Source organism: Sinomonas atrocyanea (genome assembly GCF_001577305.1).
In the GTDB taxonomy this organism is placed as follows: domain Bacteria; phylum Actinomycetota; class Actinomycetes; order Actinomycetales; family Micrococcaceae; genus Sinomonas; species Sinomonas atrocyanea.
In genome coordinates this window covers 548237-564274 of sequence record NZ_CP014518.1, presented here as the reverse complement: position 1 = coordinate 564274, position 16038 = coordinate 548237, and the positions used below count along the sequence as shown (strand labels likewise).

Here is a 16038-nt window from a genome sequence, read left to right as displayed (position 1 = left end):
GCTGCCCGGCCCACCGCCGTCGTACACCACCAGGAGACCGCCATGAACAGCTTCAGCACTGAGACCACGATCAACGGCGTGACGATCACCGCCCAGCCCATCGCGCGGCAGCGGGAGATCCTCACCCCGGACGCCCTCGAGTTCGTCGCCCGCCTGCACCGCGCCACGGCCGAGCGCCGCCAGGAGCTCCTCGAGGCGCGCCACGCGCGCCGCGCCGAGATCGCCCGCGGCGGAGACCCCCGGTTCCTCCGGGAGACGGAGGAGATCCGCAACGACCCGAACTGGCGCGTCGCGCCGCCGGCCCCCGGCCTGAGGGACCGCCGGGTCGAGATCACGGGGCCGGTGGACCGGAAGTCGACCGTGCATGCGCTCAACTCGGGCGCCAACGTGTGGCTGGCCGACATGGAGGACTCCCTCACGCCGTCCTGGCGCAACCTGATCCAGGGCCAGATCAACCTCCTGGACGCGCTGCGCGGCGGGATCGACTTCACCACCGGCCAGGGCCCGACCCGCAAGGAGTACCGGCTCAGGCCGTTCGAGGAGCGGCCCACCACGGTGCTGCGTCCCCGCGGCCTGCACCTGCCCGAGAAGAACATGCTCGTGGACGGCAAGCCGGTGGCCGGCGGCATCATGGACTTCGGCCTGTACTTCTTCCACAACGCGGCCCGGCTCATCGCCCTCGGCCACGGCCCGTACTTCTACCTGCCGAAGATCGAGAACCGGCTCGAGGCACGCCTGTGGAACGACGTCTTCGTCCTCGCCCAGGACCTGCTCGGCATCCCGCAGGGCACCATCCGGGCCACCGTGCTCATCGAGACGATCACGGCGGCGTTCGAGATGGAGGAGATCCTCTGGGAGCTCCGCGACCACGCCGCCGGACTCAACGCCGGCCGGTGGGACTACATCTTCTCGATCATCAAGAACTTCCGGACCCGCGGGCCGCGCTTCGTGCTCCCGGACCGGGACCAGGTGACCATGGCCCAGCCGTTCATGCGCGCCTACACCGAGCAGCTCGTGCGGGCCTGCCACCGCCGCGGCGCCATGGCGATCGGCGGCCCGGCGGCGTTCGTCCCGAGCCGGCGCGACCCCGCGGCCAACGCCGAGGCCCTCCTGGCGACCCGCGCGGACAAGCTGCGCGACGCCGAGGACGGGTTCGACGGCGCGTGGGTGGCGCACCCGGAGTTCGTCTCGGTGGTGCGCGACGCGTTCGACAGCGTGCTGGGCGAGAAGCCCAACCAGCTCGACCGGCTCCGCGAGGACGTCGTCCCGGACGACCGCGCCCTCATCGACCTGAGCACGTGCCGCGGCACGATCACGGAAGAGGGCATCCGCAACAACATCGAGGTGGGCATCCGCTACATCGAGACGTGGCTGCGGGGCAACGGCGCCGTGGCGATCCAGGGCCTCATGGAGGACGCGGCGACGGCCGAGATCTCCCGCTCGCAGATCTGGCAGTGGATCTACGCCCGCGCCATCACGGACCAGGGCGAGATCGTGAGCCGCGAGTGGGTCGAGGAGCTGCTCGACGAGGAGTTCCACAAGCTCGAGCGCTTCGACGGCGACCGCTTCCGCGACGCCCGCGAGCTGTTCGGCGAGGTGGCCCTCGGCGCCGAGTTCCCCACCTTCCTGACCATGCCCGCCTACGCGCGCTACCTGTGCGAGACGGCGGGCAAGGAGGACGAGTACGAGGCCGGCCTGCCCGAGCGCCAGTTCGCGGCGGTCTAGCCGCCACCGTCCGAAGACTTCCCGGACCCCGCACGCTTCAATCGCAACAGGCACCCCGAAGGACGGGGGCGGGGGCACCGGGAAACCCGTTGAGGGGCCGCCCTGCGTAGTGGTGCTGCGCAGGGGCCGGCCCCTCAACCCTTCCCTGACGTCGGCGGGCCGGGGCTAGTGCGGGAAGACGAATTCGCCGATGAGGAAGTAGAGCGCGAACAGCGCCGGGAGCATCGTCAGCAGCACGAGCACGGACCGCTCGGCCCGGCGGAACCACGCGACCGCGCCCACCACGCCCGCCGCGATCGCGGCCAAGAAGCCGAGGACCACGACATTGGAGGCGGCGACCATCGGACCTTCGATCGTGGCCGCGAGCTGCATCAGCGTGGCCGGCAGCGCGACCGCGAGGACGAGGCCGACTGCGGCGAGCCCCACCGCCCACCACCCGAGCCGCGTGCGGGGCCTGACGCCCAGCCTGCTGTGGGTCGCGGAGAGCCGGGAGGCGGCCGCGAGGAGCACGGCGAGCACGGCGACCATGAACCCGATCGTGTAGACCCAGGCCTTCTCCACGTCCGGGGGGACGAAGAAGACCGCTGCGAAGAGCCCGAAAGCGACGAGCCCCGCGCCCCCGGCGATCCGGAATGCCCAGTTCCTGGTGAGCGTCGTCATCGCTCCCACCTCGTCCCTCTGGACCGGAGATCCCGGCGGATCCGGGGTTCCCGGCACCTTCTTTCTACGCCTCGTAGAAGAAGTCCGCAAGGGTCCGGCGGCCCGGCAGGAATAGCGGCACCGGCGGCGGACTTGCACAGGATATGAACGTTGACATCTGGTCCGACATCGCCTGCCCGTGGTGCTTCATCGGCAAGCGCCGCTTCGAGACTGCCCTCTCCGGCTTCCCCCACGGGGACCAGGTCACCGTGACGTGGCACAGCTATCAGCTCGACCCGACCCTCCCCGACCACTACGACGGCACCGAGCTCGAGTACCTCTCCGAGCGCAAGGGCATACCGGCCGACCGCGTGGCCGAGATGTTCGACCAGGTCACGCAGGTCGCGGCGCAGGAAGGGCTGCAGTACGACTTCGGCCGCATCGTCGTGGCGAATTCGCACTCGGGGCACGAGCTGCTCCACCTCGCCAAGGCCAAGGACGCCGAGGGCGCCCACGGGAGGGCCGACGCCGTCAAGGAGTCGCTGCTCTCGGCCCACTTCGAGCACGGGGAGGACATCGGATCCCGCGAGGTCCTCCTCCGGATCGGGACGGCAGCAGGGCTCGACGCCGACGAGATCGCCGCCGCGCTCGACGCCGGAACGTACCGCGCCTCGGTGGCCGCGGACATCCGCCAGGCCCAGATGCTCGGCATCCAGGGCGTGCCCTTCTTCGTCCTCGACAACAAGTACGGCGTCTCCGGCGCCCAGCCGCCGGAGCTGTTCGCGCAGGCCCTCGAGACGGCATGGCGCGAGGCGAATCCCCTCGTGATGGTCAGCCCCGCGGCCGCCGGCACGGACGGCGACGGGCTCGACGGCGCCACGTGCGGCCCCGACGGCTGCGCGTAGGGGCCGCTGCGCGTAGGGCCCGCTGCTCGTAGACACAGCCCGCGGAGGCGCCGCCCGCGCCGCCGGGCTACCGGCGCGGGCGGCGTGCCGGCGGCGCCCTACCAGCGCAGGAGCGCAGCGGCGGCGGATCCGCCGTCGAGCGCGCCGGAAGGCACGAGGACGGTGTCCGCGTTGGTCAGGACGGCGGCGCGGAGCAGGGCCGCGGCCGCGTCGGCCTCGCCGAGCGGCGGTGCGCCGACGGCGCCGTCCTCCGACTCGGCGATCCACGGTTCCGCGCCCAGAGCGAGCAGGCTCTTGCCCTGGATCGCCTCCGGGCAGAGGACCAGGGTTCCGACCCGCGCCTCGCGCAGCGCGTTGACGGTCTCCGCCCAGCCCCCGGCCGAGCTCCGCCCGATCCCGTCCGCGACCCGTGTGAGCGCATCCTGTGCACGGCGGCCGGCCGTTTCCGCGACCACCGCGTCGACCTCCTCGGCGAACCGCTCCTGGTCTGCTCCGGGGGCAGAGGAATTCATGTCCACGGCCTGGGCGAGACCGGCCGCGCGCTCACTCAGCGCCTCCTGCACCATGAGCCGCGCGCGCTCGTCGCCTGCCAGGACCACCAGCTGCACCCCGCCCTCCTCGACAAGGCGGTTGACCTCGGCGGCGACGTCGGCGCCGTTGCGCCGCCAGACCTCCTCGGTGCGGTGCTGGTACTTGCCCTGGGAGTAGCCGCCGAGGGGGACCTTCGTGAGGTTCTCGGTCTCCCCGTGGAGTTCCTCGCTGCCGAGGGCCGACCGCGCGGACGCCCGGTAACGGCCGATCTCCGCATCGGCGCGCTCCGCCTGCACGAGCAGGTACTCGACATCGGTGTTCTGGACCTCGGCGAGCGGCAGCAGATCGGGGATCGGACCGACCTCGACGACCGGGCGCCCGGGGGCGCCCGGAAGCAGCTCGTTGACCACGACCTGGCCGTTGCGGATGAGCACGAACCGCGAGACCGGCCCGGGCTCACCGATGGCTGCCCACTGAAGCTGCTCGGCCGCCCGCGCGTCGGCGTCCGAGCCGCCGGCCTCGGTGACCGCACGTGAGACGTTGTTCGCGAGCACCTCGGTGGCCTCGTGCGTGGCCACCGTCCCGGTGCTGACCTCCGCGTGGACGGTGCACCAGGGGCCGGGCTCGCGGAGCGTCTCGGCGAGGCTCTTCAAGGACAGCATGGTCACCCACCCACCTTCTCGACCGAGAAGTCGCCGCCCGGGAAGACCACGGTCTCGTGGCCATCGTCGAAACGGACGAGGTACGGCGGCTGGCCGTTGGCGCCTCTGACTTCGATGATTTCCCCGTGCCGGTCCTTCGATTCCACGGTCCGGCCACGGATGACGATCCGATCCCCTTGCACTGCGTTCACGGCGGATCACCTCCTTCCCGGAAGGGTACGGAGCGCACTGGAGGGCGAGGAAGGGCCGAGAGACCCTTCTGCCGCGGAAGGCCCCTTGCGCATCGGGGCGGCGGCCGGATAGGAGTGGTGGATGGACAGCGAGCACAAGCCCGGGCCATCCGAGTTCTGGGACGAGTTCTATGCAGAGCGGCAGCGGGTGTGGAGCGGGAAGCCCAACGGTGCCCTCGTGCGCGAGGTGGGTGCTGTGGCGCCGGGCAGGGCGATCGACCTCGGCTGCGGCGAGGGTGCCGACGCCATCTGGCTTGCCGAGCGGGGGTGGACTGTCACCGGAGTGGACGTCTCGGCCGTCGCCCTCGGCCGCGCCGCCGAGCACGCGGAGGAGGCCGGCGTCGCCGATCGGATCACCTGGCTCGCCCGCGACCTCGCCGAGTGGGAGCCGGAGGAGGCCTACGACCTCGTGACGGCCTCCTTCCTCCACTCCCCCGTCGAGTTCCCCCGCGAGCGCGTGCTGCTCGCGGCGACGCGCGCGGTCGCGCCGGGCGGGCTGCTCTTCGTGGTGGGGCACACGGCCTTCCCGCCGTGGTCGCGCCACCCCCACGACGAGCACATGCCGTCCGCGGAGGAGCTCGCCGCCTCGCTGGGCCTCCGCTCCGACCTTTGGGCGATCGAGACGAGCACCTCCGAGGGCCGCGAGGCGACCGGCCCCGAGGGACAGAAGGCCGTCCTCACCGACGCGATCCTCAAGGCGAGGCGCAGCCCCGGCGACTAACACGCATGCGTGATGCTGATTTAGGCTCGAGGGGGATGATCCTTCTCGACCTCCGAGGTGAATGGCGCATGGCTGTCGCGACAGCCGTCCTGGTGGCGGCGGCGTTTGTGTGGCTGGGCATGGTCCTGGCGATCTCCTTCATCGAGGCGCCGCTCAAGTTCCGCGCACCGGGCATCACGATCGAGCTCGGCGTGGGGATCGGCAGGCTCGTGTTCAGGGCGCTCAACCTCGTCGAGTGCGTGCTCGCCGCGGCCGTGCTCCTCGCGCTCGCGCTCGGCGGGACGGCATCCTCGGCCGCGGGGTGGACGCTCGGCATCGTGCTCGCGGTGATCATCGCGCTCGACGTCGCGTGGCTCCGGCCGCGGATGGACCGCCGGGTGACCGGCGGAAACCTGAGCGGCAGCATGCCCCGGCACCTGCTGCACCTCACCTACGTGGGCCTCGAGCTCCTCAAGGTCGCGGGCCTGATCTGGCTCGGGGTCCTGGGGCTCGGAGTCCTGAGGCTCGCAGGCTAGAGCGCCCGCAAAAAGCCCTGAAGAAATTCTCAGCCGGGGCGTAACCTTTTGGACCCCTCTGACGATAGAGGGGCCGCAGGCAGGCGCTGGCAAGGCTCCCGCCGCGGCCGCGCAGGGAGGTCCTGCCCGGCCTTCCACGCCGTCTCCTCCGGAGGGTTCCATGTCGCTCTTCACCGCGCTGGTCACCAGCAAGATCACCGCCGGGGCCGTCGCTGCCGGCGCCCTGGCCGCCGGGGGCACCGCGGCCGCCGCCTACGCCGGCTCCCTGCCGGCACCGGTGCAGCAGGCCGCCCATGCCCTGATCGGCGCGCCGGCCCCCTCCGATGCTGCGGCGAGCGGCACCGCAGCAGCCACGGACGGCGCCACGGAGACTGCCGACCCGACCGAGACGGCGGCCCCGTCCGAGACCGCCACCGCTGAGGCCACCGCGACGGCCGAGCCGTCCGACGCCGCCTCCTCGAGCCCGAGCGCGACTGCGGCCGGCCCCGACGCCTCCGGGCCGGCGGCGTTCGGGCTGTGCACCGCCTACGCACATGGAGGACTGGACGCCTCCTCCCAGGCCTACGCCTCCTTGGCAGCCGCCGCCGGCGGAGCCTCGGGCATCGTGGACTACTGCGCAGCGGTCGGCGCCCCGGGCCAGGCGTCGGTCCACGTTCCGACGTCGCTGCCGGGCCAGGCCGCAGCACACGTTCCGGCCTCCGTGCCCGTCGCTCCGGCCCAGGCCGCCGCGGGCCAGGCGCACGCACCGACCCTCTCGGGCGGTACCACCGCAGGGCAGGGCATGGCACCGGCTCCGGCGGTGCCGTCCCAGGCCAGCGCGGGCACCGCGCACAAGCCGTCCGCCGGCGGCCGCCCGTAGGCACATCGACGGTCGCTGCCCGGCTGTCCGACGCGCCGGGGTGCGGCGGATCGGCGGGGCGGCCGCCGATCCGCCGGACCCTCGGTACGGTGGTCCCGGCCCGGCGCCGGGACCGGGCCACGGCCGGTATCCCGACCGGGCACGCGCAGTGAAGACAGGGGTGGTTGGTGCGCTCAGTCAGGGACGCCCCCGAGGACCGGGACGCTCAGGACGGGGAATCGCTGTTCTCGGAGGCGTACCGCGAGCTCGCCCCCGCGGTACGGGGGTACCTGCGCTCGCGCGGGGTGCCTGATCCAGAAGCAGTCGCGAACGACGTGTTCATGGCCCTGTACCCCCGGATCGGCACCGTGAGGGGCGGGCGCGCCGGACTGAAGACGCTCGTGTTCACGATCGCCCACGCCCGGACGGTGGACCACTACCGCGAGCGGGCCCGCACCCCGGCCATGGCTGCCTACCACCCCGACAGCGAGCCGCGGTCGGCTCCCTCGGCCGAGGATGTCGTCCTCGGCCGAGGAACGAGAATCCTCGGCCTGATCGAGGAGCTCAGCCCAGACCAGCGCGAGGTCATTGCCCTGCGGGTCATCGCCGATCTGTCCCTGGAGCAGACGGCCGCCATCACCCACCGCAGTACCGGGGCCGTCAAACAGCTCCAGCGCCGTGCCCTGCTGGCACTGCGCAACCGCCTCGACCGCGAAGAGGAGGCCACGCCATGAGCGCCGAGGACCACCATCCCAAGGAACCGAGCATGTCCGCACAGCCGGACCGGTTCGATGCCCTGCTTGCCGAATCCGGCATTGAGGCGCGCCCCGGAGACCCTCTGGTCCCTGCCCTGGCCGAGCTGGCAGCCCTCGGGGGCGAAGAGCCCTTTGCCCCCTCGCCCGAGCTCACTGCGCTCCTCCGCGACGCCGATCGGGACCATCGGCGCCGGGCCCGTCGGCGTCCCGCGTCCCGGCGCCGCAGAGCTGCCGTCGCCGCTTTCACCGCCGTCTGCGTCGGAGGGGCCGGGGCCGCCGCCGCGGCGGCCGATGAAGGGTTCCGCCAGGCGGCCGGCAAGGCGATGTCCGCCATCATCGGCACGCTCACCGGAACGCGGCCCGAGGCCCCCGGCACGCCCGGCCCGGGCCACGCCCCCTCCCGGGAAGCCTCGCTTCCGTCGCCGTCCGCCGTGCCGCCGTCTCCGGTCCCCGCGACGGCCGGCTCCCCCACCGCCAACGCGTCGCCTGAGCCCACGGAGGGGACGCCCGCACCGCCAGCCGTCCCTGCCCACGGAAGCGGCCCTGGCCCGCAGTACACCCTCCCGCCTCGGCCCGTCACAGCGCCCCCGGAGCAGCCCTCGGCGCCGGCCGCCCGGCACCCCGCGCCCACGGTCGCGCCCAGGCCGACCGAGCGCGTGAGCGCGCCCACGGGACTGGGAGGAGAGGCGAGCGCGCCTTCCCGGCAACGGCCCTGATGTCCCCACGAGGCCACGCCGACGAGCCTCCCACCCGCGACCCTTCGGCGGACGCTCGGCTCAGCCCTCGAGCAGCTGCCGGCCGACGATCAGGCGCATGATCTCGTTCGAGCCCTCGAGGATCTGGTGCACGCGCAGGTCCCGGGCGATCTTCTCGACGCCGTACTCGTGGAGGTAGCCGTAGCCACCGTGGAGCTGGATGGCCTGGTCTGCCACCCGGTAGCCGGCGTCGGTGCACACCCGCTTGGCCGTGGCGCACAGGCGCAGCGCATCCGGGGCGCCGCGGTCCAGCGCGTCGGCGGCGACCCGGAGGAGGGCGCGGGCGGCGTCGAGCTCCATCGCCATATCCGCCACCGCGAAGCGGAGCGCCTCCATGTCCGCCAGCCGCTCGCCGAACGCCCGGCGCTCCTTGAGGTACGCGACGGTCTTCTCGAGCGCCGCCTGGCCACCGCCGAGCGAGCAGGCGGCGATGTTGAGGCGGCCGCCGTTGAGGCCCTTCATCGCGATGCCGAACCCCTGCCCCTCGGCCCCGAGGCGCGCGGAGTCCGGCACGCGGACGTTGCGGAGCACCACTTGCGCCGTGGGCTGGGCGTTCCAGCCCATCTTCTTCTCGTTCGCACCGAAGGAGAGGCCGGGGGCCTCGGCGGGGACGAGGAACGCCGTGATGCCCGCGTGCCCGCTGTCCGCGGTGCGCGCCATGACGAGATACAGCGCTGAGTAGCCCGCCCCGGAGATGAACTGCTTGACCCCGTTGAGCACGTAGTCCCCGCCGTCGCGGACGGCCTTGGTGGTGAGCGCGCCCGCGTCGGAGCCGGCGCCGGGCTCGGTGAGGCAGTAGCTGCTGAGCGCCTCCATCGTGACGAGGCGCGGGAGCCAGTGGTCCTTCTGCTCCTCGGAACCGAAGGTGTCGACCATCCAGACCACCATGTTGTGGATGGAGATGTAGGCGGCCACCGTGGGATCGGCCTTGGCGAGCTCCTCGAAGATCAGGACCGCATCGGAGCGCTGGAGCGCCGAGCCGCCGTGCTCCTCGCCGATGTAGATCCCGCCTAGGCCCAGCTCCCCGGCCTCGCGCAGCACGTCGACGGGGAAGTGCTTCTCGGCGTCCCACGCGAGCGCGTGCGGGGCGAGTCTGTCCCCCGCGAAGTCCCGGACGGTGTCGACGAGGGCCCGCTGGTCCTCCGTGAGTTCGAACATGTGCCCATCATGGCCGCGCGGGCCCGGGAAAGCACGGGTTGGCGCGCGACCGGGGCCCTCGGCCGGCCCCGGAGACCCGCGATGCTACCCGGCGCTGGCCGCGGCGAGGGCGGCCTCCACCCCCGCCGGGGAGAGGACGTGCTGGGAGACGAGCTGGCTCGCGCCCATGACCGCGGCGCGCTCGCCCGCCCGGGAGAGCACGATCCGCAGGTTGGTGGTCGCGAGCGGCGGCGAGCGGTGGTAGACCACCTCGCGCACCCCGGCCATGACGTGCTCTCCCGCGGCCGCCACGGAGCCGCCGATCACGATCACGCTCGGGTTGAGCAGGTTCACGCACGTGGCGAGCACCTCGCCGATGTCGCGGCCCGCCTGCCGCAGCGCCTGGATCGCGGCGAGGTTGCCGTGCGAGGCGAGGCCGACCACGTCCGCGCCGGTGGACGCCTCGAGTCCCTGGGCGGCAAGGGAGCGGGCGACGGCGGCCCCGGACGCGAGCGCCTCGAGGCACCCGACGTTGCCGCACCGGCAGAGCACCTCCGCGCCGCGCGCAACGCGCACGTGGCCGAGGTCGCCCGCGGTGCCGTCGGCGCCGCGCTGGAGCTGGCCGCTCGAGATGATCCCGGATCCGATGCCCGTGGCGACCTTGATGAAGAGCAGGTCGTCCACGCCGGGCCAGAACGCGGCCCGCTCGCCGAGGGCCATGATGTTCACGTCGTTGTCGACGAGGACCGGCACGGGCAGCGAGCGCTGGACGAACCCGACCACGTCGAATCCGTCCCAGCCGGGCATGATGGGCGGTTTCACGGGGCGCCCGGTCGCGTGCTCGACGGGGCCTGGCAGGCCGATCCCCACGCCGGCGAGCAGCGACTGCGGCCGTTTGCTGTCGGCCAGGAGCTTCCGGGCGGAGTCGACCACGTAGCCGAGCACGGCCTCGGGCCCCTCCGCGACGGTCCTCTGGGCGCAGCGCTCGGCGAGCACCTCGCCGTTGAGGTCGGTGAGGGCCACGCGCACGTGGCTCGCGCCGACGTCGACCGCGAGCACGGTCCGCGCCTGCGGGTGGAACGCGAAGCGCGACGGCGGCCGGCCGCCGCTCGAGAGCGCCTCGCCGACGGACACGACGAGGCCGGAGTTCAGCAGGAGGTCCACCTTGCCCGCCACGGTCGACCGGGCGAGGCCCGTGGTCATGGCGAGCTCGGCCCGGGTCCACGGACGGCCGTCGCGCAGGAGCTGGAACAGGTCGCCGGCGCGGCCGAGGCCTCCGCCGGCCTCGGGGGCCGCGGGCGGTGCGCTGGATGGCGACGTCATGCCTCAGTGATAGCACGCCCCCTTCTGGATGTCATCCGGACCAAAGGGTGCCGACAAGAGTGAGACTTTTGCTTGACGTCCGTCATAAGTGCTCCTAGGCTCCGGGTGAGGCAGGTCACAGAGGCCGCCCCGACCCTCAGGAGCCCCGGATGCCACAGCCCGCAGCGGACGCCGAAGCCGGCACGATCGGCGTCGGTTTCCTCGGAGCGGGCCCGGTCACCCAGGCCATCCACCTCCCGAGCCTCGCCCGGCTGGGCGGGACCTTCCACGTAGCCCATGTCATGGACGTGGACGCCGCCGTGGCCTCGGCCGTGGCCGCCCGCGTGGGGGCCACCCCCTCGGCGTCGATGGAGGCGCTCCTCGACGACCCGGCCGTGGACGTGGTCGCGATCTGCAGCCCGCACCAGTTCCACGCCCCCCAGGTCATCGCGGCCTGCCGTGCGGGCAAGAAGGCCGTCCTGTGCGAGAAGCCGTTCGCCGTCTCGGCCGAGGAGGCCGCCGAGATCGCCGCCGTCTCAGCCCAGACCGGCGTCCCGATCATCGTCGGCGCGATGCACACGTTCGATCCGGGGTGGCTGGCGGCCGAGGAGGCCGCGGGCAGCCTGCTCCAGGACGCGCACACCCTGCGGTCCTCGATCGTGCTGCCGCCGAACGCGCGGTTCGAGGACTTCGCGACGGAGGTGATCGCCCGCCCGGCGCCTGCCGAGCAGGACCTCGAGGACCCCGCGGTGGTGGCCGCCGTGCTCGAGGGCGGCATCCTGGGCCTCGCGATCCACGACCTGCCCCTCGTGCGCCGCTTCGTGCCGGACTTCTCCGACCTCGAGGTCCTGCGCGCCGAGGCGGTGCGGCCCTTCGGCTACGTGGTCCTCGTGCGCGCCGGGGGCCGCACGGTCGAGCTCACCGCCCAGATGTCGTCCGCCGCGCCCGCGGCCTGGAAGCCGGACTGGACCTTCGAGGCCATCGGCCCCGACTCCGCGCTGAAGGTCACGTTCACACCCTCCTATGTCCAGGCCGGCTCCGCGGTCGCCGCGCTCACGGCCGGAGGGCGCACAGCGGTCGCCGGCCCGTTCGACCACAACGGCTACGAGGGCGAATGGCGGCGGATCGCCGGGATCGTGGCGGGAACGGAGCGCGCCCCGGCGGCCTCCGACCTCATCGACGACCTCCGCTTCGCCCTCGCGATCGTCGACGGCGCGCGCGCCCACGTCCTGGAGGCCGCCGCATGAGCACGCACCCCCGCTTCACGGTCGCCACCGCCTCCGGGCACGGCCTCGCGGAGCTCGCCGCGTCCCTGCCGCTCTCCCTCGCCCCCACGGGCGGGGCGCCGCAGATCGCCGCGGTGGACGGATCCGCGGGGTGGGAGCGGCGCGCCGGCGAGGCCCTCGCCGCCGGTGCCCTCGCCGCCGTCGTCGGTCCGCCCACGGCGCACGACGACGGCGGGCACCTCCCCGACGACGCTGCCGGCCGCATCGTGGTGGCCTGGGGCTTCGCCTCGAATCCGGGGGTGCTCGCCGCCGCCGGGGCTGCCGCGGCGCTGCGCGGGCGGGCCGTGCTGGCCGAGTGCCGGGTGACTGTGCCGGACGCGGGCCTCGTGGACGCGGCGCTCCTCGACGCGCTCACGGCCTGCGGACGGGTCTTCGGCGCGTTCGGCCCCGTCGAGACGCTCGTCTCCGGCCCCGCGGGCCAGCACTGCGCAGGGCACCTCGCGAGCGGTGCGCCGCTCGCGCTCGCCCTCGTGGTCAGCGCCGCCGGCCCCGCGGCCCTGACACTGCGCCTCCTGACCGAGGACGGCGGTCTCACGGCCCACGTGCCCTCCGCCGCCACGGCCGCGCCCGCAGAGGTCAGGATCGTCGGCCCGGACGGCGAGCGGCTCCTGCCGACCCGCTGGGAGACGTCCCGCCGCGCGAGCTGGCGGCGCGCCATCGCGATTGCCGCCGGGGGCCCAGCCTCCGGGGACGTCGCCGAGTTCCATCGCACGGCCCCGCTCGTCCCGCCCCGCGCGGACGGCGGAACCCACACCTGAAATCCGCTTCGACAACAACCCGTTCCAGTACCTCAACGACGAAGGGCTCATCATGACCGCATCCAGCACCACGTTCTCCCGCAGGGGCTTCCTCGGCCTCGCCGCCGCGGCCGCGGCCGTACCCGCGCTCGCGGCGTGCGGCGGCGGGTCCGCCTCCGGCGGCGGCAACGGGGAGATCAAGTTCTGGGACATGCCGTGGGGCACCCCCGCCTACAACGAGGCGGCCAAGAAGCTCGTCGAGGGCTACAAGCCAGCGTCCGGCAACCTCAAGGCGAGCTACCAGATCATCCAGTGGAACAACTTCTACCAGACCTTCTCCTCGGCGATCGCGTCCAAGACCGGCCCCGCCGTCTCGACCGGCGGCGGCTTCCAGGCCTTCCAGTTCGACCAGCAGGGCCAGATCGCCCACGCCGACGGCGTGGTCGACGCGATGAAGAAGAACGGGATGTACGACGACCTCCTGCCCGGCGTCCTCGACCCCTTCAAGTCCGCCAACGGGTATGTCGCCGTCCCGTGGCAGCTGGACATGCGCGTCTTCTGGTACCGCAAGTCGCTCTTCGACCAGGCGGGCGTGGGGCTGCCGAAGGACTGGGCCACGCTGCTCGAGGCGGGCAAGGCCCTCAAGAAGATCGGGGCCTTCGGGTTCATGACCGGCGCCGGAGCCGGCAACAACTACGGCAACCACTCGATGATCATGATGATGGTCAACAACGGCGGCGGCGTCTGGTCCAAGGACGGCCAGCTCGACCTCATGAACGACCGCAACGTCGAGGCCGTCGAGTTCCTCCTCGAACTGCGCTCCAATGGCATCATCGACCCCGCCTGCCTGGGCTACACGACGGACAACATGTCCGCGCAGTGGAAGGACAAGAAGGCCGGGTTCGGGCTCTTCCAGATCGGCGTTCCGCAGCGCGTGGGCGACACTTCGGGCGACATCATGGTGGCCGATCCCATCGCCGGGCCGCATGGCGACAAGGCGACGATCGTGTTCCCGAACAACATCATGATGTACAAGAACACCCCGTCCCAGGCATCCTCGGAGGCCTTCCTCGTCAACTACCTCGGCCAGCTCAAGAACCTCTGGCAGCAGAAGCTCATGAACTCGCTGCCGGTCTTCAAGTCGATCACCCAGATCCCGGAGTTCGCCAACGATCCCAACAACGTCAAGATCGTCAAGGACTGGCAGCCCATCGCCAAGACGTTCGCGGCCCAGGGCTCCGCCCTCAACGCCAACCTCGCCGCGCTGGACGGCGGCCAGGCGCTGAACCAGTTCACGCAGACGGTGCTCAGCGGCCAGACGGACGCCAAGACGGCGCTGCAGACGTTCCAGAGCAGCCTGCAGTCGGTCATCAAGTCCTGACCCGGGGTGCCCACCATGACAACGACAGCCGGCATCGCCCGGGCCCGCAGGGGCCTGGGCCCGGGCGGCCCCGGTCGCGCGGCCGAACCCCAGCGCAGGAGCAGGCTCAGCACCCAGGCGAAGAGGACCTTCTTCTGGCTCCTGCTGCCCTCGGTCATCCTGCTCGTCCTCATCCACGGCTACCCCCTCGTGTACGCCGCGATCCAGGCCACGCACAACGGCTCCCTCATCGAGACCGGGCAGTTCGTGGGGCTCGACAACTTCGCGGCCGTGCTGAACTCGCCGAAGTTCTGGAAGGCCACCGAGTTCACCGTCGTCTTCACCCTGGTCGGCGTGTTCGGCTCGTGGCTCGTGGGCATGGGGCTCGCCCTGCTCCTGCGCACCCGCATCCCCGCGGGCGGCACGTTCAAGGTCCTGCTGCTGCTGCCCTGGGTCGTGCCGATCGTCGTCTCCTCGACGGCATGGAACTGGCTCGTGGCGACCCCGACGAGCCCGGTCCCCACGATCTTCCGGACGCTCGGGCTCGGCGCGCCCTACTTCCTGGCCGACCCGACGCTCGCCGCCATCATGGTGTGCCTGTTCAAGGTCTGGGTCAGCTTCCCGTTCATGATGATGATGACGAGCTCCGCGCTGGCCTCCGTGGACAATACCGTCTACGAGGCGGCCAGCATGGACGGGGCCACGCGCTGGCAGCAGTTCACCGGCATCACGCTGCCCCTCATCGCGCGGTCCACCTACATCTCGTGGATCCTCATGACGATCTTCTGCGTCAACGACTTCCCCACGATCTACCTCCTCACAGGCGGCGGACCGGTCGACGCGACCACCTCCCTCGTGGTGCTCGCCTACCGCACGGTGTTCCAGGACTTCCAGACCGGGACCGGCGTGGCCATCGCCTTCCTCATGACCATGACCCTCGTGGTGGTCTCAGCCCTCCTCTACCGCCAGATCCGAAAGTCGAGCGTCGAATGAGCACGGTCCTGCACACGCACACGGGCCCCGCCGCAGGCGGGGTGGACTCCGACGGGACCGGCGCCCGCCCCGCCCGGAAGCGCCGCACCGTCTCGGAGGCCGACCTGCGGGGACGCTGGTGGCGCTTCGCGCTCATCCTCGCCATCACCGCCGTGGTCCTCATCCCGATCCTCGTCGTGCTGGTCCTCGCGTTCAGTCCTTCGTCGACGAGCAGCTCCACCGGGATCACGTTCGAGAACTTCACGAACGTGTTCGAGGAGACCCTGGCCTCCACCTGGCTCAAGAACAGCCTGGTCGTGACCCTCTCCACCGTCCTCGTCTCCGTCGCGGTCGCCGCGCCGGCCGGGTACGTGCTCTCCCGGGGACGCAGCCGAGCCGTGGCCGGGTACTCCCTGCTGCTGTTCGTCATGCAGTCGCTGCCGATCATCACCTCGGTGGTCCCGCTGTTCATCCTCTTCGCGACGATGGGCCTCGTGGACAACCTCCTGGGCCTCACGATCGTCTACGTCGCCTCGACCATGACGGTGGCGACGTGGATGATGGCCGCCTACTTCGACTCGATCCCGGCCAGCCTCGAGGAGGCCTCGTGGATCGACGGGTGCTCGGTCTTCGGCTCCTTCAGGAAGATCGTGCTGCGCAACAGCCTCCCGGGCGTGCTCTCGACCGCGATCTTCGCCTTCCTCCTGGCCTGGAACGACTACCTCGTGGCGATCGTGTTCCTGCGCTCGAACGAGATCTTCACGCTCCCCATGGGCGTGCAGTCGTTCTTCCAGCAGAACCAGACCGACTGGGGCGGCGTCATGGCCCTCGCCGTGGTCATGATGCTGCCGCCGATCATCGTCTTCGCCGCGCTCAACAAGTACTTCAGCGTGGGCGGCATCGGCGGCTCGCTCGCCGGCCGCTGACGCGCCCCCTCCCTGCCCTCCCCACCCACGACTTCCGAGAGG

Annotated in this window: 17 protein-coding genes; 12 read left to right on the top strand and 5 right to left on the bottom strand. The window is 72.1% G+C overall.

Annotated features, from left to right (window positions below; all coding sequences use genetic code 11):
* The first annotated feature begins 42 nt into the window (after positions 1-42).
* A complete protein-coding gene (aceB, locus tag SA2016_RS02725) occupies positions 43-1725 on the top strand; it encodes a malate synthase A (RefSeq protein ID WP_084249245.1) in 1683 nt (560 codons plus the stop codon).
* Positions 1726-1890: 165 nt separating this feature from the next.
* Here aceB and SA2016_RS02720 read toward each other — a convergent pair whose 3' ends face one another.
* Positions 1891-2385 (bottom strand): hypothetical protein, encoded by a 495-nt coding sequence (locus SA2016_RS02720; protein WP_066495005.1) that lies wholly within the window; start codon positions 2383-2385, stop codon positions 1891-1893.
* A 143-nt stretch (positions 2386-2528) separates the two neighbouring features.
* Between SA2016_RS02720 and SA2016_RS02715 the strand changes: the two genes are divergently transcribed.
* Positions 2529-3269, top strand: a complete 741-nt coding sequence (locus tag SA2016_RS02715; RefSeq protein ID WP_066495002.1) for a DsbA family oxidoreductase — start codon at positions 2529-2531, stop codon at positions 3267-3269.
* Positions 3270-3367: 98 nt separating this feature from the next.
* Here the strand turns inward: SA2016_RS02715 and SA2016_RS02710 are convergent, their stop codons facing one another.
* Both SA2016_RS02710 and SA2016_RS02705 read right to left on the bottom strand, forming a co-directional pair.
* Complete coding sequence (locus tag SA2016_RS02710; protein WP_141305700.1) at positions 3368-4462, bottom strand: baeRF2 domain-containing protein; 1095 nt, start codon at positions 4460-4462, stop codon at positions 3368-3370.
* A 2-nt stretch (positions 4463-4464) separates the two neighbouring features.
* Entirely contained in the window at positions 4465-4653 is a 189-nt protein-coding gene (locus tag SA2016_RS02705; RefSeq protein ID WP_066494999.1) for a DUF1918 domain-containing protein, read from the bottom strand.
* Between the two features lie 121 nt (positions 4654-4774).
* Here SA2016_RS02705 and SA2016_RS02700 point away from each other — a divergent pair, with 121 nt between their 5' ends.
* From SA2016_RS02700 to SA2016_RS02680, 5 genes are all read left to right on the top strand, one after another.
* Positions 4775-5413 (top strand): class I SAM-dependent methyltransferase, encoded by a 639-nt coding sequence (locus SA2016_RS02700; RefSeq protein WP_066494998.1) that lies wholly within the window; start codon positions 4775-4777, stop codon positions 5411-5413.
* A gap of 68 nt (positions 5414-5481) precedes the next feature.
* Positions 5482-5928: a hypothetical protein gene (locus SA2016_RS02695; RefSeq protein ID WP_066494996.1), complete on the top strand. Its 447-nt coding sequence runs from the start codon at positions 5482-5484 to the stop codon at positions 5926-5928.
* A gap of 160 nt (positions 5929-6088) precedes the next feature.
* Positions 6089-6787 carry a hypothetical protein gene (locus tag SA2016_RS02690; RefSeq protein WP_066494995.1) on the top strand — a complete coding sequence of 233 codons (699 nt, stop codon included), beginning with the start codon at positions 6089-6091 and terminating at the stop codon, positions 6785-6787.
* Positions 6788-6954: 167 nt separating this feature from the next.
* A complete protein-coding gene (locus SA2016_RS02685) occupies positions 6955-7500 on the top strand; it encodes an RNA polymerase sigma factor (RefSeq protein WP_174835458.1) in 546 nt (181 codons plus the stop codon).
* The gene (locus tag SA2016_RS02680; protein WP_066494992.1) at positions 7497-8237 is read left to right on the top strand and encodes a hypothetical protein; all 741 of its coding nucleotides are present in this window, start codon (positions 7497-7499) and stop codon (positions 8235-8237) included. Before SA2016_RS02685 ends, SA2016_RS02680 begins: the two co-directional genes overlap by 4 nt.
* Positions 8238-8297: 60 nt before the next feature.
* Here the strand turns inward: SA2016_RS02680 and SA2016_RS02675 are convergent, their stop codons facing one another.
* Together SA2016_RS02675 and SA2016_RS02670 are read right to left on the bottom strand one after the other, a co-directional pair.
* Positions 8298-9434 carry an acyl-CoA dehydrogenase family protein gene (locus SA2016_RS02675; RefSeq protein WP_066494986.1) on the bottom strand — a complete coding sequence of 379 codons (1137 nt, stop codon included), beginning with the start codon at positions 9432-9434 and terminating at the stop codon, positions 8298-8300.
* An 84-nt stretch (positions 9435-9518) separates the two neighbouring features.
* A complete protein-coding gene (locus SA2016_RS02670; protein WP_066494985.1) occupies positions 9519-10736 on the bottom strand; it encodes an ROK family transcriptional regulator in 1218 nt (405 codons plus the stop codon).
* Positions 10737-10885: 149 nt separating this feature from the next.
* On the opposite strand from SA2016_RS02670, the gene SA2016_RS02665 reads away from it, so the two are divergent.
* The 5 genes from SA2016_RS02665 to SA2016_RS02645 are packed head-to-tail and all read left to right on the top strand — an operon-like array spanning position 10886 to position 15996.
* Entirely contained in the window at positions 10886-11962 is a 1077-nt protein-coding gene (locus SA2016_RS02665) for a Gfo/Idh/MocA family protein (RefSeq protein WP_066494979.1), read from the top strand.
* Complete coding sequence (locus SA2016_RS02660) at positions 11959-12759, top strand: hypothetical protein (protein ID WP_066494977.1); 801 nt, start codon at positions 11959-11961, stop codon at positions 12757-12759. Before SA2016_RS02665 ends, SA2016_RS02660 begins: the two co-directional genes overlap by 4 nt.
* Positions 12760-12811: 52 nt before the next feature.
* Positions 12812-14119 (top strand): ABC transporter substrate-binding protein, encoded by a 1308-nt coding sequence (locus SA2016_RS02655; RefSeq protein ID WP_066494975.1) that lies wholly within the window; start codon positions 12812-12814, stop codon positions 14117-14119.
* A 15-nt stretch (positions 14120-14134) separates the two neighbouring features.
* Positions 14135-15091: a carbohydrate ABC transporter permease gene (locus SA2016_RS02650; protein WP_141305701.1), complete on the top strand. Its 957-nt coding sequence runs from the start codon at positions 14135-14137 to the stop codon at positions 15089-15091.
* Positions 15088-15996 (top strand): carbohydrate ABC transporter permease, encoded by a 909-nt coding sequence (locus tag SA2016_RS02645; RefSeq protein ID WP_066494972.1) that lies wholly within the window; start codon positions 15088-15090, stop codon positions 15994-15996. Before SA2016_RS02650 ends, SA2016_RS02645 begins: the two co-directional genes overlap by 4 nt.
* The last annotated feature ends 42 nt before the right edge of the window (positions 15997-16038 follow it).